Origin of the sequence: Shinella sp. HY16 (genome assembly GCF_028534175.1) — a bacterium.
In the GTDB taxonomy this organism is placed as follows: Bacteria; Pseudomonadota; Alphaproteobacteria; order Rhizobiales; family Rhizobiaceae; genus Shinella.
In genome coordinates this window covers 688,189-713,818 of sequence record NZ_JAHYXL010000001.1, presented here as the reverse complement: position 1 = coordinate 713,818, position 25,630 = coordinate 688,189, and the positions used below count along the sequence as shown (strand labels likewise).

Sequence of the window (25,630 nt, the reverse complement as noted above, 5' to 3'; positions counted from 1 at the left end):
GAGTGCCGATGACAGGCCGCTATCCGGATCTTGCAGGACAGGGCGTTCTCGTCACCGGCGGCGGCTCGGGTATCGGCGCGGCGCTGGTGAAGGGCTTTGCCGCCGCTGGCGCCCGTGTCGCCTTTCTCGACATCGCCGAGGTGGAAAGCCGCAACCTCGTCTCGGAACTCGACGGAACGGTCGAGCATCTCCCCCTCTATATTAGCGCAGATCTGCGCGACATCGATGCACTGCGTGGAGCGGTCGAACGGGCCGCCACCGTGTTCGGCGGCCTTCGCGTGCTCGTCAACAATGCAGCGCGCGACGACCGGCACGACCTCGATACCGTCGAACCCGACTATTGGGACGAGAACCAGGCGGTGAACCTGCGCCATCATTTCTTCGCCGCCCAGGCCGTGGCGCCGCATATGCGCGCGGCCGGTGGCGGAGCGATCGTCAACTTCTCCTCGATCGCCTACCTGCTCAACATGGGCGAATTTCCCGGCTATGCCACCGCCAAGGCCGGCATTGTCGGCCTCACCAAGTCGCTTGCCGGCCGGCTCGGGCCGGACAATATCCGCGTCAACGCCATACTGCCCGGCATGGTGCTGACCGAGCGGCAGAAGCGCCTGTGGATCGACGAGAACGCGGTGGCCGGCGGCATCGCCCGCCAGTGCCTGAAGCGCTCGCTGATCGCCGACGACATGGTCGGCCCCTGCCTCTTCCTGGCGTCGGACGCCTCGGCCGCCATAACCGCACAAACGCTCATCGTCGACGGAGGCATGCTCTGATGACCACACCCGATACCGCCCCCGACGCCGCCTATGCCGCGGTCGACTGGGGAACTTCCAGCTTCCGCCTCTGGCTCGTCGGCAGGGACGGCGGCGTGATCGCCGAGCGCCGCAGCGGCGAAGGCATGACAACCGCCGCCCGCACCGGCTTTGCCGAGGTGCTGCAAGGCCATCTCGACGCCGTCTCGGCCCCCGCGGACCTGCCGGTCCTCATCTGCGGCATGGCCGGCGCCAAGCAGGGCTGGGTCGAGGCCGGTTATCTCGATACGCCCGCCGCGCTTGCCGACATTCCCGCCGCGGTCGTGCGCATTCCAGGCGTTACCGCCGACATCCGCATCCTGCCCGGCCTTGCCCAGCGCGATACGGCCGCACCCGATGTCATGCGCGGCGAGGAGACCCAGCTGCTCGGCGCGGCCGACGCACTCGGCGACGGCGACCACCTCGTCTGCATGCCCGGCACGCACAGCAAATGGGTGCGCCTTTCCGGCGGCAAGGTGGCGGGCTTCTCCACCTTCATGACCGGCGAACTCTTCGAGGCGATTGCCAAGAACACCATCCTCAGCCACGCCATCGCCGAGGCGGGACCGGTTGCCGGCGACAACGCGGCCTTCCGCGCCGCCGTCACGCGCATGGTCGCCAATCCGGCGCTGGCGACGAGCCAGATCTTCTCCGTGCGCGCCGGCTCGCTGATCGCGGGGCTTTCGCCCGTGGACGCCAAGGCGCGCCTTTCCGGCACGCTGATCGGCCTGGAGATCGCCGGCGCCCTCTCGCTCGTCGCCGAGGGTACGCCCGTCGCGCTGGTCGTGTCCGGCGGGCTCGGCGCACTCTACAAGGACGCCCTTGCCGCCGCCGGCATCTCCCCGTCCGTCATCGACGCCGACGCCGCCGTGCGCACCGGCCTTGCCGCGGGCGCAAGGGCGCTCTGGTCCCTCTGAACATGAACTGCAACGCGCATCCGCCCATCCCGGACGCGCTCTCCGAGAAAGCTGAACCGATGAACCGCATCCCCTTCCCCCCGATGAAGTACCCGCTGATCGCCATCCTGCGCGGCTTGAAGCCGAGCGAGACCGAAGCCGTCGTCGGCGCCCTGATCGAGACGGGCTTCACCGCGATCGAAATCCCGTTGAATTCGCCCGATCCCTTCACCTCGATCGAGACGGCCGTGAATATGGCGCCGGAGGGCTGCCTGATCGGCGCCGGCACCGTGCTCACCGTCGCCGATGTCAACCGGCTCGCCGACGTGGGCGGGCAGCTGATGGTGAGCCCGAATGTCGAGCCCGACGTCATCTCCACCGCCGCCGCCAAGGGCATGGTGACGATGCCCGGCGTCTTCACCCCGACGGAAGCGCTCACCGCCGCACGCGCCGGGGCAACGGGCCTCAAGTTCTTTCCCGCCAGCGTGCTCGGTCCGGCCGGCATCCAGGCGATCAGCGCCGTGCTGCCGGCCGAACTGGAGATCGCGGCCGTCGGCGGCGTCTCTGAAAAGAACTTTGCCGACTATGCCGCCATCGGCATCCGCAGCTTCGGCCTCGGCTCCAGCCTTTACAAGGTCGGCATGGGCGCCGACGAGGTGCGTAGCCGCGCCCGCGCGACGGTCGAAGCCTATGACGCCGTCTATGGAGGCAAGAAATGACCGAGATCCATTCCTTTACCGGCCGCACCCTCTGCGAGACGGCCTCGCAGCTCGGCGAAGGCCCGACCTACGATCCGGCGACGGGCAAGGCCTACTGGTTCGACATTACGGGCCAGATGCTGCATGAACTGCATCTTGCGACCATGACCAAGGCGACCCATGCGCTGCCCTTCCTCGGCAGCGTGCTGGCCGTCGTCGATCCGGAGCGCCAGCTCATCGTCTCCGACCGGGGGCTTTTCCTGCGCAAGGTCGCCGATGGAGCGCTCAGCCCCTATATCACGCTGGAAGACAAGCCGCAGAACCGCTCCAATGACGGGCGCGTCCACCCGTCCGGCGCGCTCTGGGCGAGCACGATGGGCCGCACCGCGGAAAAACATTCGGGTGCGATCTACCACATCGCCGGCACGACGGTGACGAAGCTGTTCTCCAACGTCACGATCCCGAACGGCATCTGCTTCTCGCCGGACGGCAGCACCGGCTACTTCACCGATTCGCATGTCAACCACCTCATGCGCGTCGCGCTCGACCCGAAAACCGGCTTGCCCACCGGCACGCCCGAAGTGCTCAGCGACGAGACCGGCACGCCGGGCGACATCGACGGCGCGGTCTGCGATGCGGACGGGCTCATCTGGAACGCCCGCTGGGGTGCGAACGCCGTCGACGTCTACACGCCCGACGGCACGAAGATCGCCCGCCATCTGGTGCCGGCATCGCAGGCCAGCTGCCCGGCCTTCATCGGCGACAAAGCCGATCGGCTCATGGTGACATCGGCCTGGCAGGGCCTGGATGCGGCCGGTCGCCTTGCCGATCCGCATGCCGGCCGGACCTTCGAACTGGGCTTTGCGGTGAAGGGGCGTTTCGAGCCGGCATTCACGCTCTAAGGGCTCATCAAGCCGGGAGCGGCCTGCGATCCCGCGGCCGCTTCCTGCATCAAAAATGCATGGCAGCCATCAAAAAGAAGGCAATTTTTATCGGAACCAAAGCCCGGGGTCGTCGTTCCTTGTCCATCAACCGGTGTGGACGGCCCCTTTTCAAGACCGCCCCGCCTTGATGCCAACGAGACGAAAGGCAGGTTCAAAATGACCAAGAAATTTCTCACTTCCGTTGCCGCTGGTGCCCTTTTCCTCGGCGCGGCCATTGCCCCGGCAGCCTATGCCCAGGACACCAACCAGCCCGCCGCCGGCCAGACCCAGACGATGGAGCAGCAGCCGGGCATGACCGGCGATGACGCAACGGGCACCACGCCCGGCGACACCGCTGCAAATCCGACCACGCCGGCAACCGAGGATACGGCCCAGACGCCGGCAACGACCCCGACCGAGGACACGGCCCAGGCTCCGGCTGCCGGCGGTGACTATCTGACGGCCCAGTCGCCGGAACAGATCAGCGCCAACACCTATCTCGGCCAGGCCGTCTACAACAGCGCCGACGAAAGCATCGGCAAGATCTCCGACCTGATCATGGAGAAGGACGGCGGCATTACCGCAGCCGTCGTCGGTGTCGGCGGCTTCCTGGGCATCGGTGAAAAATGGGTCGCGGTTCCGTTCGAGAAGATCTCGATCACGCAGGTCCCCGACACGGACGACGTCAAGCTGACGACGACCGAAACCGCCGAAAGCCTGCAGGCCGCGCCGGAATTCAAGACCACGGCGCAGCAGGTTGCCGAACGCCAGGCCACTACCCCGGTCGACACATCGACGACCTCGTCGACAACCGATACGGGCACGGCTCCGGCCACCACCCAGCCGGTCGAATAATCCGGCAGGCTCCGTCTGATCTCCAGCCCGGTGGCACATCCCTGCGCCACCGGGTTTTTCGTGCGCGGCCCAGAGGCCTCAATACCAGGCGTCGGCCATGGCGGCCTTCTTGCGGTCCATGTAGTCGCGGAGCGCCTCGTCGATCGCAGCATCCAGCGGCGGCGCTTCGTATTCGGCGAGCATCTTCTTCCATTGGCGGTTGGCACGGGTCGCCATGTCGGTCGAGCCGCCCTCCTCGCTCCATTTCTCGAAGGGCTCGTTGTCGGACAGCGCCGAATCCCAGAAGGCGGTCTGGTAGTTGCGCATCGTGTGGTCGCAGCCGAGGAAGTGGCTGCCGGGGCCGACCTGAAGGAAGGCGTCCATGGCGAGCGTGTTGTCGTCGACGGTGACGCCGGCGAGATAGGAATGCAGCGCGCCGCACAGATCCGCATCCATCACGAACTTCTCGTAGGACATGGAAAGCAGACCGTCGAGGAAGCCGGCGGAATGCAGGATGAAGTTCGCGCCGCAATGCACCGCCGACAGCATGGACATCAGCCCTTCCTGCATGGCCTGGCCGTCCGGCAGCTTGGAGTTGGAAAAATTGCCGGCACAGCGCAATGGCAGTTTCAGGCGCCGGGCGAGCTGGCCGACGACCATCGAGCCGATGGCGGGCTCCGGCGTGCCGAAGGTGGGCGAGCCTGACCGCAGCGACATGGAGGAGAGGAAGTTGCCGAAGATGACCGGCGAACCCTTGCGCTCCAGCTGGGTGAGCGCGCAGCCGGCAAGTGTTTCGGCAAAGGACTGGGCGATGGCGCCGGCATTGGTGACAGGCCCCATGGCACCGCCGAGAATGAAGGGCACGATGACGGCGGCCTGGTTGGCGCGGGCGTAGGCGCGCAGGGACTTCGTCATGGTGCCGTCCCAGACGAGCGGCGAATTGACGTTGACATTGCCGAGGATGACACAGTTCCGGTCGACGAAATCGGCACCGAACAGGATGCGCGCCATATCGATGGAATCCTCCGCGCGCTCCTCCGCGGTGATCGAGCCCATGAAGGCGCGGTCGGAATACTTGATATGGCTATAGACCATGTCGAGATGGCGCTTGTTGACGGGGATGTCGACCGGCTCGCAGATCGTGCCGCCGGAATGGTGCAGCCAGGGGCTCGACTGGGCGAGCTTGATGAAATTGCGGAAGTCCTCCAGTGTGCCGTAGCGCCGCCCCTTGTCGAGGTCCATGACGAAGGGCGAGCCATAGGCCGGCGAGAAGACCACCTTGTTGCCGCCGATCTGGACATTGTTGGCCGGGTTGCGGGCATGCTGGGTGAATTCGGCGGGCGCCGAGGAAACGATCTCACGCAGCATGCCGGGCTCGAAGCGCACGAGCAGACCCTCGACCTTCGCACCGGCCCGCTTCCAATGGTCGATAGCGGCAGGATCGTCGCGGAACTCGATGCCGACTTCGGCGAGGATGCGGTCCGCTGCCCGCTCGATCTTCTGCAGGTTCTCCTCGGACAGCACATCATAGGTCGGGATGCCCCGCACGATATAGGGCACGCCGAGCGCCTTGGCGGCGCCATCCCGCCGGGCAGGTCGCGCCCTCCCCCTGCGTGCCGGTGCTTCGATCGTCGCTGCGTCTGCCATTGTCGCCTCCATAATCCTGGACGAGGCTAGGCGTGAAACGACGCCTTGTGACGCTGGAAAAAACTTACGAAGACTATAAGCTTCATTTATGGAAACCTTGCGCCGCCTGCTTCCCTCCGCCTCCAGTCTCATCATCTTCGAGGCTGCCGGACGGCACCAGAACTTCACCCGCGCCGCCGCCGAACTCGGCATGACGCAGGCGGCCGTCTCCTATGCGGTGCGCAATCTCGAGGAGCAGCTGGGTGTCGCGCTCTTCCACCGCGTCCACCGCGCCGTGGAGCTGACCGATGCCGGCGAGCGCTTCCATGCGGACGTGACGCTCGGCCTGTCGCGCATCCAGAAATCGGCGGAGGACATCCGCGCCAAGGGGCGGGAGGCGAATGTGACGCTTGCCGCCTCCACCGCCTTCGCCTCGATGTGGATGCTGCCGCGGCTCGCCAAGCTGCGCGCCGATCTTCCCGACATCGACCTGCGCATCCAGACCAGCGTGCGCGATCTCGACCTCGACGAGGAGCCGATCCCGCTCGGCATTCGTGGCGGCGATCCGGCGAAGTGGCCACGCTATCATGCCGCGCTGCTGGCGCCGGAGGTGATCACGGCCGTCGCAAGCCCGGCCTTCGTGGAGAGCCGCGGGCACGCGACGACGCCGGAAGAACTCTTGAAGCTGCCGCTCATCCACCTGGAGGAGCCGGTGCGGGCGGCCTGCGACTGGCCGGAATGGTTCGCCAGCGCGGGTGTGCGCTATCCCGCGCAGGCGCGGCGGCTTGCCATCAACGACTATGTGCTGGTGATCCAGGCCGTGCTGGCGGGAGAAGGCGTCGCCCTCGGCTGGCGACACCTCATCGACGGGCAGGTGCGCTCGGGCGCGCTCGTCACCGTCGGCGGCCATGTGCTGAGGACGAACGATGCCTTCCACGTCGTCTGGCCGCGCTCGCGCGAACTCAACGGGCCAGCCCGGCGGGTGCGGGACTGGCTTCTCGAGGAAGGCCGGCTGGGCCGCAGCGGCGAAGCCTGAAGATCAGCGGCGCAGGACCGGCTGTACCTCTTCATGGAAGAAGCGGAAATAGGAGGTGATCTGCGCAAGCGCATTGGTCGACAGCTTGTACTCAATGCCGAGGCGGCCGTTGGTGTACCAGCGTACCGTGCCGCTGAGGCGACCCAGCTCCTCGCTCTCGACCGTTACCAGCTGGCCGGCCATTGCCTGGATGGGTTTTTCCACATCGAAGGCCATGCCCGTCGGGGAAAGGTCGATGACCCGCGCCCGCGTCGATTGATGCATCACCCGCACCGTCGCGAAAATACGGACCTTGGAACGGCTGTTCGCCCTGATGGGCATATCCTTGATGGTCGTCATCCGTGGCTCCACTCACGAACATTCACTCTGGAACCAACCATACCGCAGGTTGTTTGCCATCCGGCTAAACAAATGCCTGCAATTTTATCGAAGCGACCTGTTTCGGGACGACGCCTCAGGAGGCGGCACGGCCCTCGACGCTGACATAGCGATCGGAGAGGAAACGCATGGTTGCGACGGCATCCTGCGGCTTGCCGTAGAAATAGCCCTGCCCCATGCCGCAACCGAGCGCCTTCAGCTTCAGCGCCTCGGAAAAGTCCTCGATGCCCTCGGCGACGACGGCAAGATCGAGACCCTCGCACATGGCGACGATCGCCTTGATGATGTGTTCGGAGGCCTTGTCGTTGGAAATGCGCGAGACGAAGGCGCGGTCGATCTTCACCTTGTCGAAGGCGAAGTCACGCAGGCGCCCGAGGCTCGACTGACCCGTGCCGAAATCGTCGAGCGAGATGCGCACGCCCGCCGCACGCAGTTCCCCGACGATCTTCTGTGCGGTGTCGGCATCCGTCATCACCGCGGTCTCGGTGATCTCCAGCTCCAGCCGGCGCGGATCGAGCCCGGCACGGTTGAGGATCGCCAGCGTGTTGAAGGCCGTCTTCGGGTCCATCAGCTGGGCGGAGGAGAGGTTGAACGAGAGGAACAGCTCCTTCGGCCAGGACAGCGCCGTCTCGGCGGCCTTGCGCAGGAGCGTGTCGGACAGCGCATCGATGAAGCCGCGCTCTTCGGCGAGCGGCACGAAGGTGGCGGGAGAAACGTAGCCGAGGTCGGCATCGCACCAGCGCGCCAGGGCCTCGAAGCCGACGACCGTGTCGTCACGCAGGCTGACGATCGGCTGGAAATGCACGTCCACCTCATTGGCGATGATGGCATTGCGCAGCGCCTGCTCGAGCTGCGTGGCGCGCTTCATCTCCTGGGCGATTTCCTGCGAATAGACGGTGATCTGGCCGCGGCCGCGGCGCTTGGAACGGTAGAGGGCCGTGTCCGCGCTCTTCAGCAGCTCCGTGAAGTCCTCGCCGGCAAAGGGAAAGATCGCAAAGCCGAACGAGGCCGAAAGGCGCACGTTGCGGTCGCCGAGGTCGAAGGGGGCCGAAAGCACCTCGCGCAGCATCTGGCCGATCTTCTCCGCGCCCTTGCGCTCGAAGACCAGCGGCAGCACGAAGGCGAACTCGTCGCCGCCATGGCGCGTGACGGTGGCGCCGTCGGGAATGCAGGCTTTCAGGCGATGGGCGACCTGGCAGAGGATCTCGTCCCCCGCACGCGGGCCGAAAAGGTCGTTGATCGGCTTGAAACCATCGAGATTGGCGATGCCGATGGCAAACGGTGCCGGGTCCTCTTCACGCTCCTTGGCGATCTGGCGCACCTTGTCGCGCAGCCGGTAAAGGTTGCCGAGCCCGGTCAACGGGTCCGTATAGGCCATGGCGTGGAGGTCAGTCTGGGAAACATCCAGCGCTGCAGGATCAGCAGACTTCATCAATGATTTCCCGTACTTGCACGCGACCTCCGAGGATGGTTCCACGATGAGGCATGACCGTTAACAAAAACATAGCAAACAATCGTCACTCCTGCCCACCGGCCTCCCCAAATATGGGGAGTTGACGCGCCTGCGTTGTATTTTTGCGGGCGCAGGACACCCATATTGACAGGCAAGCAGAGGTAACGCAATTTCTGGTTTCAGACGGCACGGACTTGAAGTCGCGAAAAATTTGCGACCCGGGCCGTCGGCATCGTCCGGATGCGGCTGTTTTGCGAGGAGAACAGGCAATGTCGACCATCAGCACCTATTCCACCATCGGCAATTTCTCCACGAGCACGCTCGCGGAAACGGTCGCCCTGCTTGCCAAACGCATTTCTCCAAGCACGGTCAGCTTCAACACGGACGGCACCGCAAGCGTGTCCGTCACCGTCAACGGCCAGACGGTGAAGGCCATCTTCTCCAACCCCTCGGGCACGGTCGACGGATTGGATGCCGACTTCAGCCTCATCCAGTTCCGCAATGCCGGCAACGCATTGACGCTGGAGATCAGCCTCGCCGATCTGAGCCTCAACGACTTCAAGCAGCACACCACGACCGCGACGGCCCTCGACCTGCTTTTCCTCGAAGACGACTATATCAGCGGTGACGACGGCGACGACGTCATCCGCGGATATGACGGCGACGACAACATCTGGGGCTATGGCGGCGACGATTTCCTCGGCGGCGGCAACGACGCGGACATGCTCTCGGGCGGCGGGGGCAACGATTCGCTCGCCGGCGGCGCGGGTCTGGACACGCTGTACGGCGAGGATGGCAAGGATGTCCTCAACGGAGAAAGCGGCGATGACGAGCTTTACGGCGGCTCCGGCAACGACCTTCTCAAGGGCGGCACCGGCAACGACTGGATGAACGGCGACAGCGGACGGGATACGATCGAAGGGGGCAAGGGCGCCGACATGATGCGTGGCGGCTCCGGCCGGGATGTCTTCGTGTTCAAGTCCGTCACGGATTCCACCGTCAAGGAAGCCGGCCGTGACATGATCTCCGACTTCTCGGAGGGGTCGGGCGACAAGATCGACCTCTCGGCGATCGACGCCAGCACGAAATCCGGCGGCAACCAGACGTTCAAGTTCGTCGGCGACGGCGGTTTTCACAAGAAGGCCGGCGAACTGCGCTTCAAGCAGTATGAGAGCGAAACCTACGTCTACGGAGATACGAACGGCGACGGCAAGGCTGATTTCGCGATCGGCTTCTCCGGCCTCATCGACTTCACCAAGGCCGACTTCATTCTCTGAGCGCCCTCGCGGGCGGTCGCCTCACGCGACCGCCTTCTCCCTGCCGGAGGAGACATAGCGGCGGTAGATCGCCTCGATCATGTCGGGGCTGACCGGCTTGGTGATATAGTCGTCCATGCCGGCATCCATGCAGTTCTGCATGTCGACATTGAGCGCCTGGGCGGTCACGGCGACGATGGGCGTGTGGGTGCCCGTCAGCTTCTCCGCCTCGCGGATCTCCATCGCGGCATCTATGCCGTTCATCACGGGCATGGAAATGTCCATCAGCACGAGGCGAGGCTGGTGCTTGCGCCAGAGCATCACCGCCTCCTCGCCATTCTCGGCGATGCGGTGCGAAATGCCCATGCCCTCGAGGATCTGCGAGAAGACGAACTGGTTGATCTGGTTGTCCTCGGCGACGAGCACCTCGATGTCGCCGACGGCACCCGGCAGCATGACGGAAATGTCCGTTGCGATGTACCAGTCGTCCGATAGCGACACCGGTGTGAGGATGTCGCCGAGCGGCGATGCGTTCTCCGAGAGAAGTTCGTGCTCTTCGACGAGCGTGCGCATGAAATCCGGGCCGATGCCGTCCGGTACGATAACCCGCGTTGCGATGCCCCGGTCGTTGGAAAGGATGCGCTCGTGGTCCGGCAGGTTGTTGTCGATCACCACGAGATCGACCGACAGGCCCTCGCGGGCCGCAAGGGCGAGGAACGCATCGTGTTCGTAGACGCTGTGCACCGCGCAGCAATCCGCCCCGCGCGCCCGGAACTCGCCGACCAGGATCTCCTCGATGCGGGGATTGGGCGTGGCGACCAGGGCACGTTTGCCGGAAAGCGCCCGCAGTTCGTCGCCGTTCAACTGTTCGAGGAGCAAGCGCCGCTCGGCGTCGCGCACCGGATCGAAGCAGTTCTGCGCCTCGACGAAGCCGCCGGGCACGCTGAGCAGCACGTCGCCGTCATCCGACACGGCCCTGTTGCCGGCAGCGAGCGCCGTCACGTCTTCCATCACCGTGACGATGGCATGGTGCCCCGGGGCGCCGATGCGGTACTTCCGGGTGATGGCGTAGAGATCGGTACCGTCGGCGCGGATGACGTGCTCCGGCACGCTGTAGGGCTCGCCCGTTTCCAGCACCATGCGGTCGGAGCGCTCGATGCGCTCGGCATTCTCCGCATCCGCCAGATCCCAGACAGAGCGGCCGAGAATGCCGTCGGCATTGGCATTGTAGATCGCGCAGAAGGCTTTGTTGGCCGCGATATAGGTGAAATTGCGATCCTTGATGACGACCGGCGACGGCAGGGTCTCGAGGATCTCCTCGGTGAGCGCGATGCGCTCGAGATCCGAGCGCCACTGCTCCTCCTGCTTCTTCTGCTCGGAGACGTCGACCAGGGTGGTGACATTGTAGCCGCTCGGCAGGCGGCGCTTGCGGAAATGGATCCAGCGGTCGCGGCCGAGCCGTTCCACGGCGTCGTACTGCTCGCGCCAGTGGGCCGAGATGCGGTTGGAAATCCACTCCTCGCGGTTGACGGCCTTGTGGCGCTGCTCGGGCGGAATGCCGTAGCGCACGCCGCTGTCGAAAATGGCGCTCAGCACGTCGCGCAGCCGCGTGCCCGGCTTCAGCGTATCGGCGGGAATGGGGAAGTAGCGCAGGACCTGGCGGCTGGCGAAGACGAGGCAATCGTTCTTGTCGTAGACGATCACGGCGGCGGCGAGGATATCGCACGCGGCTTCAAACATACCCAGCCGGATGTTCGCGTCTGGCGACGCTACATCATTCATAGTGGCAGACCTCGCCTGTCTGGCATTCCCGGACGCATGCTGATCGGTGCATCCTGCACCTTCGGACAGAGGGGAATGACAGCGGCCAGCGACGCTGAAATTGTCCACCGGGAAACCGGCCGGCTTGTGTTCATACAAACCTGCGCGCACGTTGGCAGCTTTTTATTAAAGCCTGATTAAACGATTTCAGGTCGCCGGGCGCCGCAGGGCGGGATAAGCCAACTTGCCCCTTCCAAGGCCTCGCCGAATCCGCGAAAATGGCGGCATGACGATCAGGCAGCTTTCCGAAACTCTCATCAACCAGATTGCCGCAGGCGAGGTGATCGAACGGCCGGCAAGCGCCGCCAAGGAGCTGATCGAGAACGCGCTGGATGCGGGGGCGACGCGCATCGAGATCGCAACGGCCGGCGGCGGAAAGACGCTGCTGCGTGTCACCGACAATGGCGGCGGCATGGCGCCTGCGGATCTGGAACTGGCCATCCGCCGGCATTGTACCTCGAAACTCGACAAGGACCTTACCGACATCCGCACGCTCGGCTTCCGCGGCGAGGCGCTGCCCTCCATCGGCTCGGTGGCCAAGCTCTCGCTGCTCAGCCGCACGGCCGAGGCCGGCGAAGGCGCCGAGATCAGCGTGACCGGCGGCAAGGTGGCGCCCGTGCGGCCAGCCGCGGCCAATCGCGGCACGGTTGTCGAGGTGCGTGACCTCTTTTTCGCCACGCCCGCCCGGCTGAAATTCCTGAAGAGCGAGAAGGCGGAAGCCTCCGCCATTTCTGACGTCGTGCGGCGCATGGCGATCGCCTTTCCGCACGTGCGCTTCGTGTTGTCGGGCTCCGACCGCACGACGCTGGAATTTCCAGCGACGGGCACCGACAGGCTCGCCCGCATCGCGCAGGTGCTCGGCCGCGATTTCCGCGACAACGCCATCGAGATCGACGCGGCGCGCGAGGGTGTCCGATTGACCGGCTTTGCCGGCGTGCCGACCTTCAACCGTGGCAACAGCCTCAACCAGTTCGCCTTCGTCAACGGCCGGCCGGTGCAGGACAAGCTGATCTGGTCGGCGCTGCGCGCGGCCTATGCCGAGACCATTCCGCACGGGCGCTATCCGGTGGCGGTCCTGGCGATCGACATCGACCCGGCACTCGTCGACGTCAATGTGCATCCGGCGAAATCCGACGTGCGCTTCCGTGACCCGGGCCTGGTGCGCGGCCTCATCATCGGCGCGATCCGCGAGGCGCTCGCCCGCGAGGGCGACCGGGCCTCCACCACGGGCGCAAGCGGCCTCATGCGCGCCTTCCGGCCGGAGGCGCAGCGCCCGCAGACGCCCTGGAGCCCGGCCGCCTCGCCCTACCGCCCCTTCGAGGCGACAAGCGCTCCCGCGCCGCATTTCAGCGAGAGGCAGACCGGTTTTGCCGATTTCGCCGCGCCGTCGGCACGCAGCGAACCGGTCTTCGCCCCTTCCCCGGCAACGCCGCGGGAAGAGGAACCGCCGCAGCGCCACCCGCTCGGCGCAGCACGCGCGCAATTGCACGAGAACTACATCGTCGCCCAGACCGAGGATGGGCTCGTCATCGTCGACCAGCATGCCGCGCATGAGCGGCTGGTCTTCGAGGCGATGCGCAACGCCCTCCATGCCCGGGCGGTACCGGCGCAGGCCCTGCTCATCCCCGAGATCGTCGATCTTTCCGAGGACGACTGCGACCGGCTGGTGTCCCATGCGGAGGAATTCTCCCGCCTCGGCCTCGGCATCGAGCGCTTCGGACCGGGCGCCGTCGCCATCCGCGAGACGCCGGCCATGCTCGGCGAGATGGACGCCGTCGGGCTCGTGCGCCAGCTTGCCGACGAACTTGCCGAATGGGACACGGCGAGCGGGCTGAAGAACAAGCTGGAATACCTTGCCGCCACCATGGCCTGCCACGGCTCCGTGCGCTCGGGCCGGCGCATGCGGCCGGAGGAGATGAACGCGCTCCTGCGCCAGATGGAGGCGACGCCCGGCTCCGGCCAGTGCAACCATGGCCGGCCGACCTATATCGAGCTCAAGCTTTCCGATATCGAGCGCCTGTTCGGGCGGAGCTAGAGCATTTCCAGCCGAAGCGAAATCGCTTCGGCGTCGGATAACGCGGTAAAACAAGAATCCAGAGTATTTCCGGTGAACCGGAGTTCACCGGAAATACTCTGGGCGGAAGGCGTGGCCCGTTCTTCCAACGCCTGCCCCTTCACGGGTGCGACAGCGAAAAGGCTGGAAATTTCGCCGCGGCCGGGATATGGCACGGTATCGACCGCGCAGCCGGCGCGTGCCCCTTGATGAGACGGATATTGAAATCGATGATGAACCGTTTTGAAGGACGCGGCAGCCGCGAAGCGAAGATTCGCTATCTCGACGGCGATTTCCAGATCCTGATGCCCGGCTCGCACGTCATCTGCGCGATGACCGGTGAGATGGTGCCCGTCGACGAGCTGCGCTACTGGAGCGTTGCGCGGCAGGAACCCTATGCCACCGCCGAGGCCTCGCTCGAGGCCGAAAAGCGCGCCGGCGCCCTGCCCACGCAGAAGAAGCAATAGACCGTAGAGACTGTCTGAAGGGGCGGATCCCCTGTCGGTCTCTGCCTGTCCCTGCCCTCTTCCGCTACTTCGCGGCCAGCCGGTGCAGCTTGCGCCGCCTTGCGCCGACAATCGCCGCGTCGATGATCGCGTCCGGCCCCTTGGGGTCGTCGAAACGGATCTCCACCTCGATCACGCGGCTCTTCTCCTTCAGTTCCTCCGCACGGCCATGCTCGCCGGCGAGGCGAACGCTGTCCTTGGCGGTGGTGACGAGCTGGTATCCGACGCCCTCGGCATGGTCGAGAATCTCCGATACCTCGTCCTCGGAAAGATGATGGTGATCGGGGAAACTGCGCGTCACGTAGAGATGCGCGCCCGTCTCGGTTACAGTGCGAAAGAATTTCTCGTTGTCGGCGATGCCCGACCAGGCCATGACGACCTTTTCGGCGAGGTCTTCGGCACCGACGGTGACGAGGGTGGCGGAATGGATCGCCTTGCCGGCACGTGCCGCCTGACGGATCAGCGCATCGGCGGCGTTGCCGTTGCCGATCGCCAGAAGCGCATTCGCCTGGCGCATCTGCTCGTCGAGCGGCGCGCGCACCGGCCCGCCCGGCACCAGATGGCCGTTGCCGATGCCGCGGCGGCTGTCGATGACGAGCAGCGCATAGTCGAAGGTCAGCTGCGCGCTCTGGAAGCCATCGTCCATGATGATGAGGTCTGCGCCCTCCTCCACCAGCTTGCGCGCACCCTTGACGCGCCGGCGGGCAATCACGGTCAGCGCCTCGCGGGCGAGCAGCAGCGGCTCGTCGCCGACCGCACGCGCACGGTGGTGGTGAGGATCGACGACGGTGGTGACGTCGAGCGAGCCGCCATAACCGCGTGACAGGAAGCCGGGCTTGAGGCCGCGCGCCTTGGCGGCGCGGGCGAGCGCGATCGCCGTCGGCGTCTTGCCGGCCCCGCCCACGGTGAAATTGCCGACGCAGATGACGGGCACGGCCACTTCGGCGCGCCGGCCCTTGCGCATGCGGCGGCCGGCGATCAGGCCGTAGAGGCGGGAGACCGGCCAGAGCGCATAGGCCCGCCAGTCCGGCTTCGTCCACCAGAAAGGCGGCGCTTCACTTACCATTCCGTCCCCCGCGGGCGTCCCGGCCCGGTCTCTTGCAGCAAACGCGAGAAGTTGCGGAAAATCAACCGGGGGGATTTGCATCGGCGTTGCGGGAGCGTGGCCTGCCCCTCATCCGCCTGCCGGCACCTTCTCCCCGCAAGCGGGGAGAAGGACGGCTTTGCACGGCCTTGCCACAAGTCCCTTCTCCCCGCCTGCGGGGAGAAGGTCGCGGCAGCGGGATGAGGGGCTGCCCTCACCGCTCACGCCACCGGTCGCGCGACGGCCGCCTCCGGGAGGAGCGGGACGAGTTCGGTGATGTCGGCGAGGCAATAGTCGGAGGCATCCGCCAGCGATTCCCGCGAGCCGGTGCCCGTCAGCACCGCGACGTTGAGGCCCGCACCGGCATTGCGGCCCATATGCATGTCGTGATTGTTGTCGCCGACGACGGCGACCTGGTGCGGCGCAAGACCCGTCGCCGCACAGAAGCCGAGCACCATGCCCGGCTGCGGCTTGGTGCCGAAGCCGCTGTCGTAACCCGCGACATAGTGCAGGTAGTCCTCGAAGCCGAAGCGTTTTGCCGTCGCGCGGATCGAGGCCTCGTTGTCGCTGGAGGCAACCCCGAGCCAGTAGCCGCGGGCATGCATGGTGGCGAAGAACTGGGCAAGGTCGGTGACGGCGACGGCAAGCTGCGCCGAATTGGCGAAGAGGCTGTCGAAATGGGTGGCCAGCGCCTCCACCGTGAAGGGCGCACCGGCCGCGACCATGCCCTCGGCGATCTCCACCGTGTTGCCGGCGGCCAGCAGGCTGTCGGGCGTGACGTAGCCGGTGTCGGGATCCATGCCGCCCGCCACGAGCAGCTTGCGGGCTAGCGCCTCGTCGCCGGCGGCAGCGATGCGGGCGAGTTCGTAGTTCACCGGCACCCAACTCTTGGCATAGTCGAGCAGCGTCCCGTCCTTGTCGAAGAGGATGCCGGAAATGGTCTCGGTCTTGGACATGACACGCCTTTCGTCAGGACGTCTGGCGCGGATGCAACCGTGCCTTCACAGTGAGCGGGTTGATGTAGGGCTCCAGCCCCTTGATGGTGGCGCGCAGCGCACCGCGCATCTCCTGCACGGTTTCCTGCCCCGCCTCGATCATCTGCTTGCGCATCTCGTCGTTGACGAGCAGGTAGTGCACGCCCTTGGCCAGCATCTCCGTGTCGCGCACCATCTTGGCGCTGCCGTTGCGGGCGAGCTGCTGATAGGCCTCGCGGAAATTCTGCACATTGCCGCCCGACAGGATCGCGCAGCCGAGCATGGCCGGCTCCAGCGGGTTCTGCCCGCCTTCGGCAAACAGCGAGCGGCCGACGAAGGCGATCTCCGTCATGCGCAGATAGAGCCCCATCTCGCCGATCGTGTCGCCGAGGAAGATGTCGGTCTCCGGCGTCAGAACGTCGCCGCGCGTGCGCCGGGCAACCTTCAGGCCCCGCGCCTCCAGCATGTCGGCGATGGCGTCGCTGCGCTCGGGATGGCGCGGCACGATGATGGTGAGCAGGCCCGTGCGTTCCTTCAGCACGCGGTGCACGTCGCCGGCGGCCGCCTCCTCTCCCTCGAAGGTGGAGATCGCCGCCCAGGTGCGACGGCCCTGAATCTGGTCGAGATAGCCGCGCAGCACGGCGGAATCGACCGGCGGCGCATCCGTATCCACCTTGAGATTGCCGGAAACGAGCACCGGCAGGGCGCCGAGCGTGCTGAAACGGTCGGCGTCGAGATCCGACTGGGCGATGACGAGCGCGAAATTCTCGAAGATGGCGTCGGCGACGGCATGGCGCCGCTTCCAGCGCGGGAAGGAGCGATCCGAGATGCGGCCGTTGACCAGAACCTGCGGGATGTGACGCTTGCCGAGTTCCAGGATGGTCATCGGCCAGATCTCCGACTCCGCCATGATGGCGAGATCGGGATGCCAGTATTCCAGGAAGCGGCTGATCGCCGGCTTCAGGTCGAGCGGCACATATTGGTGGATAACGTCCGTGCCCAGGCGGTCGCGCACGACCTTCGCCGAGGTGATCGTGCCCGTCGTCAGGAGCACCGCGATGCCGCGACGGCGCACTTCCTTGATGAGCGGGATGACCGCATTGGTCTCACCGACGCTGGCCGCATGGAACCAGACAAGCGGCCCCGCCGGGCGCGGCACGCCGGCATAGCCGTAGCGCTCGCGGCGGCGGGAACGGTCTTCCTTGCCCTTGGCGGCGCGGAAGGTGAGATAGGGGCCAACGATCGGGTAGAGCGCGACGCCGCCCCAGCGATAAAGCGAAAGCGCGAAACGGGCGAGGCGCCGGCTCATGCGCGAGCGCCCTTGGTTGCGGCTTTCGTCTTGTTCGGGATCATGGAAGGTCCGGTCTCTGGTTCGGCGCGGCCTTCTGCCGCGCGGAACGGTGTCGGGAAACGCGCCTCAGTTCTGCTGCGGATCCAGAAGCCGGTGCATGTGCACGATGAAATAGCGCATATGCGCATTGTCCACGGTCTGCTGTGCCTTCGACTTCCAGGCGGCAAGTGCGGAGGCATAATCAGGGAAGATTCCGACGATATCGAGAGCGTTGAGATCACGGAACTGCATATCTGCCAGCGTCGTCAGTTCGCCGCCGAAGACCAGATGCAGGAGCTGTTTCGGTTCTTTGCTGTCGGTCATGTTTTCTCTCTTTTTATGATGCCGATTTCGGCAATGGGTTTGCGGTATTCCGCATCAAAGGTCAATGGCCGGCAAGATGCCTGGAGGCCTCGACAAGCCCGGAAAGCCGGGACAATCCGGCCGCAGCCAGCGTCTCGTGGCTGACGGCCGGCCGGTTGTAGGACAGCGCCGCGCCGTCGAGCGTGACAAGCGCTCCGCCGGCCTGTTCAAGGATGAGGTCGGCGGCCGCCAGATCCCAGTCGTGCGCATTGCGCTTCACCAATGTCGCATCGATGCGCCCGTCCGCCACCATGGCGAGGCGGTAGGCGAGCGAGGGCACATGCGAGATGCGCTGCACGCCGCCGATCATGTGGCGGTCGATGCCGTGCGCCATGTCCTCCGGCGCGGCGATGCGTGTCGGGCGGGCCGCATCCGGATCGGTCGCGTGGATCGGCGCGCCGTTCTTCAGCGCAGCGCCGCCGGCGGCCGCGGTAAAAAGCTCATCGAGCGCCGGCGCAAAGAGCACGCCGGCGACGGGGCGGCCCCGATGCACGACGGCGGCGCTGACACACCAGACGTCCTTGCCGGCAATGAAGGCGCGCGTGCCGTCGATCGGGTCGATGACGAAGACGGTCTCGCGGTTGAGCCTGCCGGCATCGTCATCGGTCTCCTCCGAGAGCCAGCCGTAGTTCGGCCGGGCGGAGAGCAATTCCGTCTTGAGGATATCGTTGGCCGCAAAGTCGGCCGCGCTGACCGGCGAACGGCCACCGTTCTTCCACCAGACCTCCGGTCCCTTGCGGAAAAAATCGAGCGCCCTGGCCCCTGCAAGCCGCGCGGCACCGACCAGGAGATCAAGGTCGGCGGTCCAGGCGGTGGCGGGGCTCAGCATGGTCTCACGTCCCGGCAAGCGTCATGCCTTCGATGGCAAGCGTCGGCGCGGCGACGCCGAAGGAGCGGTCGATGTCGCTTGCCGGCGTGATGCGCAGGAACATGTCGACGAGGTTGGAGGCGATCGTCACCTCCGACACCGCGAAGGTGAGTTCGCCATTCTCGATCCAGTAGCCGGAGGCCCCGCGCGAGTATTCGCCCGTCACCATGTTGACGCCCTGGCCGATCAGCTCGGTGACGTAAAAGCCGGTGCCGACGGAGCGGATCAGGTCCTCCGGCGAGATGTCGCCCGGTTCGAGCGCAAGGTTCGTCGAGGCGGGGTTGACCGCCGTGCCGCCGCGCACGCCGCGACCGTTGGTCTTAAGGCCGAGCTCGTTGGCGGTGGAGGTGGACAGGAACCAGTGCCGGAGCACGCCGTCCTCGATCATCGCGAGCCGCTCGCCACGCACGCCCTCGCCGTCGAAGGGGCGCGAGGACGAACCGCGCACGATCAGCGGATCATCGGTGACGGAAAGGCCCGCCTTCAGCACCTGCTGGCCCATGCGGTCGCGCAGGAAACTCGTCTTGCGGGCGACCGACGCGCCGTTGATCGCGCCGGCAATGTGGCCGGTTATGCCGCGCGACACGCGCGGATCGTAAACGACGGTGACGTTCTTGGCCGTCGGCACCTGACGCGGATTGAGCCGGCGCACCGCGCGGGCGGCCGCCTCGCGGCCGATCTCCCCGGCGTCGCGCAAGTCGGCGAAATAGAGGCTCGAATCGAAGTCGTAGTCACGCTCCATCTTCGTGCCCTCGCCCGCGATGACGCTGACGGAGCGGCCGAAGCGGCTGGCGCTGTAGGCGCCGGAAAAGCCGTGCGAGGTGGCGAGCACCAGGCCGCCCATGCCGGCGGAGGCCCCGCCGCCACCGGAATTGGTGATGCCGGGGACCGCGAGCGCGGCGGCCTCCGCGGCAAGCGCGGCCTCGGTCAGCTGCCCGGCAGAAACCTCGGTCGGATCGAAGAGCTCGAGATCCGGCCAGTCCTTCGCAAGATCGGCCTTGTCGGCGAGCGTCGCATAGGGGTCTTCCGGCGAGGCCTTGGCCATGGCGACGGCCCGCTCGGCGAGCACCTTCAGGTCGAAGCCGGGATTGGCCGAGACGCTGGCGACGCGCCGGCCGACGAAGACGCGCAGCGAGAAATCATCGCTCTCGGAGGCTTCGGTGCCCTCGACCTTGCCGAGCCGTACACTGACAGAGGAGGAGCGGCCCCGGACGACGACGGCATCGGCCGCATCCGCCCCCGCTTGAATGGCGCGGTCGATGAGTTCACCGGCACGCGCGAGAAGGCTTGCGGAATCGATCGTCTCTGACATGACTTGGCCTTTCTTTGCTGCCCCATTTATTGTGCAGTCGCACGGGCATCAAGGGAGGCCGCTCCTTTTTTGCCGCGTTGCCGGCGCTCCTTCAGAAGAAAGCCCTCCGCATGCCCTATACCCACAGCCCGTACAACGAGGTTCTGCTGATGCTCGGAGGGGCGCTGCTGGCCGCGCCGATCTTCAAGCGGCTCGGTCTCGGCACCATTCTCGGCTATCTCGCCGCCGGCGTGGTGATCGGCCCGATCCTGCACCAGATACGCGACGGCGGGGAATTGCTGGGGGTCGCCGAACTCGGCGTCGTCTTCCTGCTCTTTCTGATCGGGCTGGAACTGAAACCCTCGCGGCTCTGGGCGATGCGGCACGACATCTTCGGACTCGGCATGGCGCAGGTCGTCCTCACGGGCCTGGCGCTCGCCGGCCTGACCCTCGCCTTCGGCCTCGAGCGATGGGACGGGGCGCTGATCATCGGCTTCGGCCTCGCGCTCTCCTCCACCGCCTTTGCCATGCAGATCCTCGACGAGCGGGGCGACACCAACACGCGCTACGGCCAGCGGGCCTTTTCCATGCTGCTCCTGCAGGATCTCGCCATCGTGCCATTGCTGGCGCTGATCCCGCTGCTGGCCGAACAGGCGCCGGAAGACACGACGACGGCCTTCCAGGACTTCCTCATCGCCATCGGCGCCATCGCGGCGCTGTTTGCGGCCGGCCGCTATCTGCTCAACCCGCTGTTCCAGGTGATCGCCCGTACCGGCGCGCGCGAGGCGATGATCGCCGCCGCGCTCTTCGTCGTGCTGGCCGCCGCCATGCTCCTTCAGATGGCCGGGCTCTCCATGGCCATGGGCGCCTTCCTCGCTGGCGTTCTGCTTGCCGATTCCTCCTATCGCCATGAACTGCAGGCGGATGTGGAGCCGTTCCGCGGTATCCTGCTCGGCCTGTTCTTCATGGCGGTCGGCCTGTCGCTGCAACTGGACGTGATCTTTTCCAGCTGGCTGACGGTCCTTGTCGCCACGCCCATCGTGATGCTGGTGAAGAGCCTCGTCATCTACGGCCTCTGCCGCCTCACCGGCTCCCCGCACAATGACGCGGTGCGCATCGCGCTCGTGCTGCCGCAGGGCGGCGAATTCGGCTTCGTGCTGTTCACCGCGGCTGCCGCCGCCGGCATCTTTTCCGGCGGCCTCGCCTCGCTGCTCATCGCCATCGTCACCATCTCGATGGCGCTGACGCCGATCGCCGCGGCGCTTTCGCGCTTCCTGCTCGTCGAGGACATCGAGGAAGAGATGGAGGAGGATTTCGAGGGGGCGGGCGCAGACGTCTTGATGATCGGCTTTTCGCGTTTCGGCCAGATCGCCGCGCAGATCCTTCTTGCCGGCGGACGCGAGGTCACCGTCATCGACCATTCGACCGACCGCGTGCGCCAGGCGGCAAGCTTCGGCTTCCGCATCTATTTCGGCGACGGCACGCGCAAGGACGTGCTGCGCGCCGCCGGCATCGAGCGCGCCAAGATCGTCGCCATCTGCACCCAGGGCAAGGCGACGACGGACCGCATCGTCGATCTCGTGCAATCGGAATATCCCAACGCCACGCTCTTCGTGCGCTCCTACGACCGCGTGCACACGCTGTCGCTGCGCGGGCGCGGCGTGCAGCACGACGTGCGCGAAACCTTCGAATCCGCCCTCGTCTTCGGCCGGGAAACGCTGGAGGAGCTTGGCGTGGAGCCGGATGACGCCCAGGCGATCGGCGACGACATCCGCCGCCGCGACATCGCCCGGCTGGAACTGCAAGCCGCCGAAGGCCTCACCGCCGGCCGGCACATGCTGCACACGAAGCCGGTGAAGCCGGAGCCGCTGGTCAAGCCGAAGAAACTGGCACTGAGCGATGTGGACGAAGAGGAAAGCGCGTGAGGGCGGGCCATTCACCCGGAAACCCTCCCTCCGCCCGGCAGGACAACGAGAGGCATGCCCACCGCAGACGACGATCTCAAACCGCCGACAACTTCTCGTCCAACGCCCGCTTCAGCTCGTCACGGATGCCGGCGGAGACGGCCAGCACTTCCTCGGCCTTGACGAAATCGAGCACGCGGAAGCGGCCGACATCGGGGCAGAGAAAGATGTCCGGTGCGCCCTTTTCCAGTTTCAGCGTCACGATGGAGCGCATGGTGAGCTGGGTGGCGCCGTAGAGGCTGTCGATGCTGTTGGGCACGTCCGCCGTGCCGGCAGGCGGGTGGCCGATGACGTCGACGCCGATGGTGATGTCGGCCTTGCCGAGCAGGTGATCGAAGGGCACGGGGTTCCACAGGCCACCGTCGATCATCACCCGGCCGCTTATCACCACCGGGCGGAAGACAGCGGGCAGCGCGGCGGAGGCGGCGATGGCCGGAAAGAGCGGACCGCTGTCGCAGACGCATTCGCACTGGGCGTAATAATCCGCCGTGACGACCTTCAGCGGGATCGACAGGTCCTCGAAGGTCTCCGGCAGGGTCTCCGGCAGGAAGGCCTTGAGGATGCGCTCCAGATTGAACTGGCCGACGCGGAAGCCGCCGGCGACCACATCGGAAAACCGGGTTGGCCGGAGGCTCCAGAGGCGGTTCATGATGCGGCTCGGATGACCGATGGCGGCGAGCGTGTGCTCGCGGATCTCCCGGCCCGTCATGCCGGCCGCCATGGCCGCCCCCATGACGGCACCGATCGAGGCGCCCGATATCAGCACCGGTCGGATGCCGAGCTCGTCCAGCACCTCGATGACATGGATATGGGCGAGCCCGCGCGCGCCGCCCCCGCCCAGCGCGATGGCGACGGTCGGGCCGTGCGCTTGCGGCTGGCTTGCGGAAACGAGGGCATCGGTCATGGCTCAGGTCTCCGGTTCGTTGCGGCAGCGCCGGCGAAAGGATCAGCCGGGGCTATAGCGGTAGAAATGCATGCGCGTCTCGCCGAAGGTGCGGACCTCCAGGAGTTCGTAACCATCGACGACGGCAGGCTGAATATCGGCGCGCTCCTCGAGGATCGCAAGGGCGCCCTCCACCAGCCAGCCGCCACGGGCGGCCGCATCCAGCGCCCGCTCGCCAAGGCCTTTTGCATAGGGCGGATCGGCGAAGAGCAGGTGGAACGGTTCCATCGTGCCGACGCCGCCGAGCGACGTCGCATCGCGCCGGAAGATCTTCGCACGGCCGATCACGCCGAGCGCCTCGATGTTGGAATGCAGAAGCCCCCTGCCCTCGACGCCCTGCTCGACGAAAAGCGCCGCACGCGCACCGCGTGACAGCGCCTCGAGGCCGACAGCGCCGGTGCCTGCGAAGAGGTCGAGCACACGCGTGCCGTCGAGCGCCTCGGGATAGGCGTGCGAGAGGATATTGAACAGGCTTTCGCGCGTGCGGTCCGTCGTCGGGCGGATGTCGTCCGATTTCGGCGTCGCAAGCGAACGGCCGCGGAATTCACCGCCGACGATGCGCACGGTCGCTTACTTCCCCTTGCCGCGCGGACGGCTGCCGCCTGCCGGACGGCCACCACCGGGCTTGCCACCGGCGGGGCGCCCGCCCGGTTTACCGCCGAAGGACTTGCCGCCGGGCTTTCCGCCGAACGGCTTGCCGCCATCGCGGCGCGGCGGGCGATCCGAGAAGGACCGGTCACCCTCTGCACGGGGCTTGCGGTCGCCGAACGAACGTTCCCCCTCCGCACGGGGTTTGCGATCACCACGGGCCGGGCGATCCCCAAAAGAGCGCTCACCCTCAGCGCGGGGCTTGCGATCGCCGCGAGCCGGACGGTCCCCGAAGGAGCGTTCGCCTTCCGCGCGCGGACGACGATCGCCACGCGGCGGGCGGTCACCGAAATCGCGGCCAGGACGGGCATCGCCGGCACCGGAGCGCGGGCGGCCGAAACCACCACGGCCACCGTCACCACGATCGCCTGCTTCCGGCTCGCTGGCGCGGATCCATTCGCCGTCCTCGTCGCGCGTCTTCAGGATGCGCGGCTTTTCCGCCCGGTCGTCGCCGGGACGGCCACGGGCCGGCCCCTTGCGATCGGGATCGAACTTCTTTGCCGAGCGCGTCAGCGCACCCTCGGCGGTGCGGCCATAGCGCTTGGTCTTCGGCGCGCCTTCGGGACGTTCGCGCGGCTCGCGCTTCACGCTCTCGGCGGCTTCCGTCTTCTTTTCGGCAACGGGACGGGCACCGGGCGCCATCCAGACATTCGACTTGCGCGCACGAACCGCCGGTTCGCGCTTCGGCTTGCTGTCGAAACGGTCCTCGTCTCGGTCGCGGTCTCTGCCACGGCCACCGTCACGCGGCTTGTCGCCGAAACGGTCGTCACGGCGGGTATCGAGACGGGCACGGGCCTGCTCGCGACGGTCTTCCGGCTTCTCGCGCCGGCCGGTCGGCTTGTCGCCCCAGGCCGGAGCCTCGCTCCGGCTCTTCGGTGCCGGCTTCTCCTCGGCATCGACAGAGGCATGATCGAACAGCGGCGCGTCGAAATTCGCCTTGGATTCCTCGATAAGGCGCGGGCCGAGCTGGTCGCGCAGCGTGCGGCCACGGATTTCCTGGGCATGGCCTTCCGGCAGTTCGCCGAGCTGGAACGGGCCGTAGGAGATGCGGATCAGGCGGTTCACGTCGAGGCCGAGCGCACCGAGCACGTTCTTGACTTCGCGGTTCTTGCCCTCGCGAAGGCCCAGCGTCAGCCAGACATTGGTGCCCTGCGTCTTGTCCAGCGTCGCATCGATCGCGCCATAGAGCACGCCGTCGACGGCGATGCCTTCCTTCAGCTTGTCGAGATCGGCCTGCTCGATCTTGCCATGGGCGCGCACGCGGTAACGGCGCAGCCAGCCGGTGGTCGGCAGCTCCAGCATACGGGCGAGGCCGCCGTCATTGGTCAGCAGCAGAAGGCCTTCGGTGTTGATGTCGAGACGGCCGACGGACATGACACGCGGCAGGTCCTCGGGAAGGTTCTCGAAGACCGTGGGACGGCCCTCGGGATCGGCATTCGTCGTCACCAGGCCGGCGGGCTTATGGTAGAGCCAGAGGCGTGTGCGCTCGATGCCGCGGATCGGCACGCCGTCCACCTCGATATGGTCGGCAAGCGTGGCGTTGAGCACGGGCGTATCCAGCACCGTGCCGTTCACGCGGACACGGCCCTCCATGATCATGCGCTCGACATCGCGGCGCGAGGCGACGCCTGCACGCGCCAGCAGCTTGGAGATGCGCTCCGGCGCCAGCTCGGCACTGGCGGATGCGGCCGGCGCGGGTTTGGCGGCCCGGGCGGGCTTGCCATCGCGCGGTGCGGGCTTGCCCGCGAACGGCTTCTTGGCGCCCGACGGCTTTCCGGCGGAAAACGGTTTCTTGTCCGCAGCGGCCGATGCGGCGCCACGCGGCTTGTGATCGCGGCCCGCGGGCTTGGTGCCCGGCCGTTTTGACTTGTCTTTGGATGTCATTTGTGTTGCCTGC

Annotated in this window: 23 protein-coding genes; 10 read left to right on the top strand and 13 right to left on the bottom strand. The window is 66.5% G+C overall.

Features of this window, described 5'->3' with window-relative positions:
- Positions 1–8 precede the first annotated feature (8 nt).
- From K0P03_RS03475 to K0P03_RS03455, 5 genes are all read left to right on the top strand, one after another.
- The gene (locus K0P03_RS03475) at positions 9–770 is read left to right on the top strand and encodes an SDR family NAD(P)-dependent oxidoreductase (RefSeq protein ID WP_272788900.1); all 762 of its coding nucleotides are present in this window, start codon (positions 9–11) and stop codon (positions 768–770) included.
- A complete protein-coding gene (locus K0P03_RS03470) occupies positions 770–1,705 on the top strand; it encodes a 2-dehydro-3-deoxygalactonokinase (RefSeq protein ID WP_272788899.1) in 936 nt (311 codons plus the stop codon). Before K0P03_RS03475 ends, K0P03_RS03470 begins: the two co-directional genes overlap by 1 nt.
- 59 nt (positions 1,706–1,764) lie before the next feature.
- Entirely contained in the window at positions 1,765–2,403 is a 639-nt protein-coding gene (locus K0P03_RS03465) for a 2-dehydro-3-deoxy-6-phosphogalactonate aldolase (RefSeq protein ID WP_272788898.1), read from the top strand.
- On the top strand, positions 2,400–3,284 hold the full coding sequence (locus K0P03_RS03460) for an SMP-30/gluconolactonase/LRE family protein (RefSeq protein WP_272788897.1): 885 nt from the start codon (positions 2,400–2,402) through the stop codon (positions 3,282–3,284). The genes K0P03_RS03465 and K0P03_RS03460 overlap by 4 nt, the downstream gene beginning before the upstream one ends.
- Positions 3,285–3,482: 198 nt before the next feature.
- On the top strand, positions 3,483–4,160 hold the full coding sequence (locus tag K0P03_RS03455; protein ID WP_023514078.1) for a PRC-barrel domain-containing protein: 678 nt from the start codon (positions 3,483–3,485) through the stop codon (positions 4,158–4,160).
- Positions 4,161–4,238: 78 nt separating this feature from the next.
- On the opposite strand, the gene K0P03_RS03450 is transcribed toward K0P03_RS03455, so the two are convergent.
- Positions 4,239–5,786 carry a trimethylamine methyltransferase family protein gene (locus K0P03_RS03450; RefSeq protein ID WP_245290243.1) on the bottom strand — a complete coding sequence of 516 codons (1,548 nt, stop codon included), beginning with the start codon at positions 5,784–5,786 and terminating at the stop codon, positions 4,239–4,241.
- A gap of 88 nt (positions 5,787–5,874) precedes the next feature.
- Here K0P03_RS03450 and K0P03_RS03445 point away from each other — a divergent pair, with 88 nt between their 5' ends.
- On the top strand, positions 5,875–6,801 hold the full coding sequence (locus tag K0P03_RS03445; RefSeq protein ID WP_023514080.1) for a LysR substrate-binding domain-containing protein: 927 nt from the start codon (positions 5,875–5,877) through the stop codon (positions 6,799–6,801).
- 3 nt (positions 6,802–6,804) lie between these two features.
- On the opposite strand, the gene K0P03_RS03440 is transcribed toward K0P03_RS03445, so the two are convergent.
- Positions 6,805–7,140 carry a PilZ domain-containing protein gene (locus K0P03_RS03440; protein ID WP_272788896.1) on the bottom strand — a complete coding sequence of 112 codons (336 nt, stop codon included), beginning with the start codon at positions 7,138–7,140 and terminating at the stop codon, positions 6,805–6,807.
- Between the two features lie 115 nt (positions 7,141–7,255).
- Entirely contained in the window at positions 7,256–8,611 is a 1,356-nt protein-coding gene (locus K0P03_RS03435; protein ID WP_023515451.1) for a putative bifunctional diguanylate cyclase/phosphodiesterase, read from the bottom strand.
- Positions 8,612–8,901: 290 nt separating this feature from the next.
- On the opposite strand from K0P03_RS03435, the gene K0P03_RS03430 reads away from it, so the two are divergent.
- A complete protein-coding gene (locus tag K0P03_RS03430; RefSeq protein WP_272788895.1) occupies positions 8,902–9,909 on the top strand; it encodes a calcium-binding protein in 1,008 nt (335 codons plus the stop codon).
- Between the two features lie 21 nt (positions 9,910–9,930).
- On the opposite strand, the gene K0P03_RS03425 is transcribed toward K0P03_RS03430, so the two are convergent.
- Positions 9,931–11,670, bottom strand: coding sequence for a response regulator (locus K0P03_RS03425; protein WP_082342365.1), 1,740 nt, complete (start codon positions 11,668–11,670; stop codon positions 9,931–9,933).
- Positions 11,671–11,935: 265 nt separating this feature from the next.
- Between K0P03_RS03425 and mutL the strand changes: the two genes are divergently transcribed.
- Positions 11,936–13,744, top strand: coding sequence for a DNA mismatch repair endonuclease MutL (gene mutL, locus K0P03_RS03420; protein ID WP_130518673.1), 1,809 nt, complete (start codon positions 11,936–11,938; stop codon positions 13,742–13,744).
- Positions 13,745–13,992: 248 nt separating this feature from the next.
- The gene (locus tag K0P03_RS03415; RefSeq protein ID WP_023515455.1) at positions 13,993–14,229 is read left to right on the top strand and encodes a DUF2093 domain-containing protein; all 237 of its coding nucleotides are present in this window, start codon (positions 13,993–13,995) and stop codon (positions 14,227–14,229) included.
- Positions 14,230–14,293: 64 nt separating this feature from the next.
- On the opposite strand, the gene lpxK is transcribed toward K0P03_RS03415, so the two are convergent.
- The 6 genes from lpxK to K0P03_RS03385 all read right to left on the bottom strand — a co-directional run bounded on the left by lpxK (position 14,294) and on the right by K0P03_RS03385 (position 20,199).
- Positions 14,294–15,334 (bottom strand): tetraacyldisaccharide 4'-kinase, encoded by a 1,041-nt coding sequence (lpxK, locus tag K0P03_RS03410; protein ID WP_023515456.1) that lies wholly within the window; start codon positions 15,332–15,334, stop codon positions 14,294–14,296.
- A 239-nt stretch (positions 15,335–15,573) separates the two neighbouring features.
- Positions 15,574–16,308, bottom strand: coding sequence for an HAD family hydrolase (locus K0P03_RS03405; RefSeq protein ID WP_023516989.1), 735 nt, complete (start codon positions 16,306–16,308; stop codon positions 15,574–15,576).
- 13 nt (positions 16,309–16,321) lie between these two features.
- On the bottom strand, positions 16,322–17,635 hold the full coding sequence (gene waaA, locus K0P03_RS03400; protein ID WP_023516990.1) for a lipid IV(A) 3-deoxy-D-manno-octulosonic acid transferase: 1,314 nt from the start codon (positions 17,633–17,635) through the stop codon (positions 16,322–16,324).
- 108 nt (positions 17,636–17,743) lie between these two features.
- The gene (locus K0P03_RS03395) at positions 17,744–17,980 is read right to left on the bottom strand and encodes a DUF4170 domain-containing protein (RefSeq protein ID WP_024271172.1); all 237 of its coding nucleotides are present in this window, start codon (positions 17,978–17,980) and stop codon (positions 17,744–17,746) included.
- Between the two features lie 61 nt (positions 17,981–18,041).
- Positions 18,042–18,848, bottom strand: coding sequence for a 3'(2'),5'-bisphosphate nucleotidase CysQ (locus tag K0P03_RS03390; protein ID WP_272788894.1), 807 nt, complete (start codon positions 18,846–18,848; stop codon positions 18,042–18,044).
- 4 nt (positions 18,849–18,852) lie between these two features.
- On the bottom strand, positions 18,853–20,199 hold the full coding sequence (locus tag K0P03_RS03385) for a TldD/PmbA family protein (RefSeq protein ID WP_023513624.1): 1,347 nt from the start codon (positions 20,197–20,199) through the stop codon (positions 18,853–18,855).
- Between the two features lie 110 nt (positions 20,200–20,309).
- On the opposite strand from K0P03_RS03385, the gene K0P03_RS03380 reads away from it, so the two are divergent.
- Entirely contained in the window at positions 20,310–22,103 is a 1,794-nt protein-coding gene (locus K0P03_RS03380; protein ID WP_023513625.1) for a monovalent cation:proton antiporter-2 (CPA2) family protein, read from the top strand.
- 76 nt (positions 22,104–22,179) lie between these two features.
- Here K0P03_RS03380 and K0P03_RS03375 read toward each other — a convergent pair whose 3' ends face one another.
- The 3 genes from K0P03_RS03375 to K0P03_RS03365 are packed head-to-tail and all read right to left on the bottom strand — an operon-like array spanning position 22,180 to position 25,617.
- Positions 22,180–23,046 carry a patatin-like phospholipase family protein gene (locus K0P03_RS03375; protein ID WP_272788893.1) on the bottom strand — a complete coding sequence of 289 codons (867 nt, stop codon included), beginning with the start codon at positions 23,044–23,046 and terminating at the stop codon, positions 22,180–22,182.
- Between the two features lie 42 nt (positions 23,047–23,088).
- Entirely contained in the window at positions 23,089–23,649 is a 561-nt protein-coding gene (rsmD, locus tag K0P03_RS03370) for a 16S rRNA (guanine(966)-N(2))-methyltransferase RsmD (RefSeq protein WP_272788892.1), read from the bottom strand.
- 6 nt (positions 23,650–23,655) lie between these two features.
- Positions 23,656–25,617, bottom strand: coding sequence for a pseudouridine synthase (locus K0P03_RS03365; RefSeq protein ID WP_272788891.1), 1,962 nt, complete (start codon positions 25,615–25,617; stop codon positions 23,656–23,658).
- Positions 25,618–25,630: the final 13 nt, after the last annotated feature.

Excerpts from the sequence above, each read along its gene's own strand:
- K0P03_RS03475 (WP_272788900.1), top strand. The coding sequence starts at position 9 with ATGACAGGCCGCTATCCGGATCTTGCAGGACAGGGCGTTCTCGTCACC.
- K0P03_RS03425 (WP_082342365.1), bottom strand. The coding sequence starts at position 11,670 with ATGAATGATGTAGCGTCGCCAGACGCGAACATCCGGCTGGGTATGTTT.
- K0P03_RS03430 (WP_272788895.1), top strand. The coding sequence starts at position 8,902 with ATGTCGACCATCAGCACCTATTCCACCATCGGCAATTTCTCCACGAGC.
- K0P03_RS03460 (WP_272788897.1), top strand. The coding sequence starts at position 2,400 with ATGACCGAGATCCATTCCTTTACCGGCCGCACCCTCTGCGAGACGGCC.
- K0P03_RS03405 (WP_023516989.1), bottom strand. The coding sequence starts at position 16,308 with ATGTCCAAGACCGAGACCATTTCCGGCATCCTCTTCGACAAGGACGGG.
- K0P03_RS03390 (WP_272788894.1), bottom strand. The coding sequence starts at position 18,848 with ATGCTGAGCCCCGCCACCGCCTGGACCGCCGACCTTGATCTCCTGGTC.
- K0P03_RS03445 (WP_023514080.1), top strand. The coding sequence starts at position 5,875 with ATGGAAACCTTGCGCCGCCTGCTTCCCTCCGCCTCCAGTCTCATCATC.
- lpxK (WP_023515456.1), bottom strand. The coding sequence starts at position 15,334 with ATGGTAAGTGAAGCGCCGCCTTTCTGGTGGACGAAGCCGGACTGGCGG.
- K0P03_RS03380 (WP_023513625.1), top strand. The coding sequence starts at position 20,310 with ATGCCCTATACCCACAGCCCGTACAACGAGGTTCTGCTGATGCTCGGA.
- K0P03_RS03365 (WP_272788891.1), bottom strand. The coding sequence starts at position 25,617 with ATGACATCCAAAGACAAGTCAAAACGGCCGGGCACCAAGCCCGCGGGC.
- K0P03_RS03470 (WP_272788899.1), top strand. The coding sequence starts at position 770 with ATGACCACACCCGATACCGCCCCCGACGCCGCCTATGCCGCGGTCGAC.
- K0P03_RS03395 (WP_024271172.1), bottom strand. The coding sequence starts at position 17,980 with ATGACCGACAGCAAAGAACCGAAACAGCTCCTGCATCTGGTCTTCGGC.
- waaA (WP_023516990.1), bottom strand. The coding sequence starts at position 17,635 with ATGAGCCGGCGCCTCGCCCGTTTCGCGCTTTCGCTTTATCGCTGGGGC.
- K0P03_RS03385 (WP_023513624.1), bottom strand. The coding sequence starts at position 20,199 with ATGTCAGAGACGATCGATTCCGCAAGCCTTCTCGCGCGTGCCGGTGAA.
- K0P03_RS03415 (WP_023515455.1), top strand. The coding sequence starts at position 13,993 with ATGATGAACCGTTTTGAAGGACGCGGCAGCCGCGAAGCGAAGATTCGC.
- K0P03_RS03455 (WP_023514078.1), top strand. The coding sequence starts at position 3,483 with ATGACCAAGAAATTTCTCACTTCCGTTGCCGCTGGTGCCCTTTTCCTC.
- K0P03_RS03440 (WP_272788896.1), bottom strand. The coding sequence starts at position 7,140 with ATGACGACCATCAAGGATATGCCCATCAGGGCGAACAGCCGTTCCAAG.
- K0P03_RS03465 (WP_272788898.1), top strand. The coding sequence starts at position 1,765 with ATGAACCGCATCCCCTTCCCCCCGATGAAGTACCCGCTGATCGCCATC.
- K0P03_RS03375 (WP_272788893.1), bottom strand. The coding sequence starts at position 23,046 with ATGACCGATGCCCTCGTTTCCGCAAGCCAGCCGCAAGCGCACGGCCCG.
- mutL (WP_130518673.1), top strand. The coding sequence starts at position 11,936 with ATGACGATCAGGCAGCTTTCCGAAACTCTCATCAACCAGATTGCCGCA.
- K0P03_RS03450 (WP_245290243.1), bottom strand. The coding sequence starts at position 5,786 with ATGGCAGACGCAGCGACGATCGAAGCACCGGCACGCAGGGGGAGGGCG.
- K0P03_RS03435 (WP_023515451.1), bottom strand. The coding sequence starts at position 8,611 with ATGAAGTCTGCTGATCCTGCAGCGCTGGATGTTTCCCAGACTGACCTC.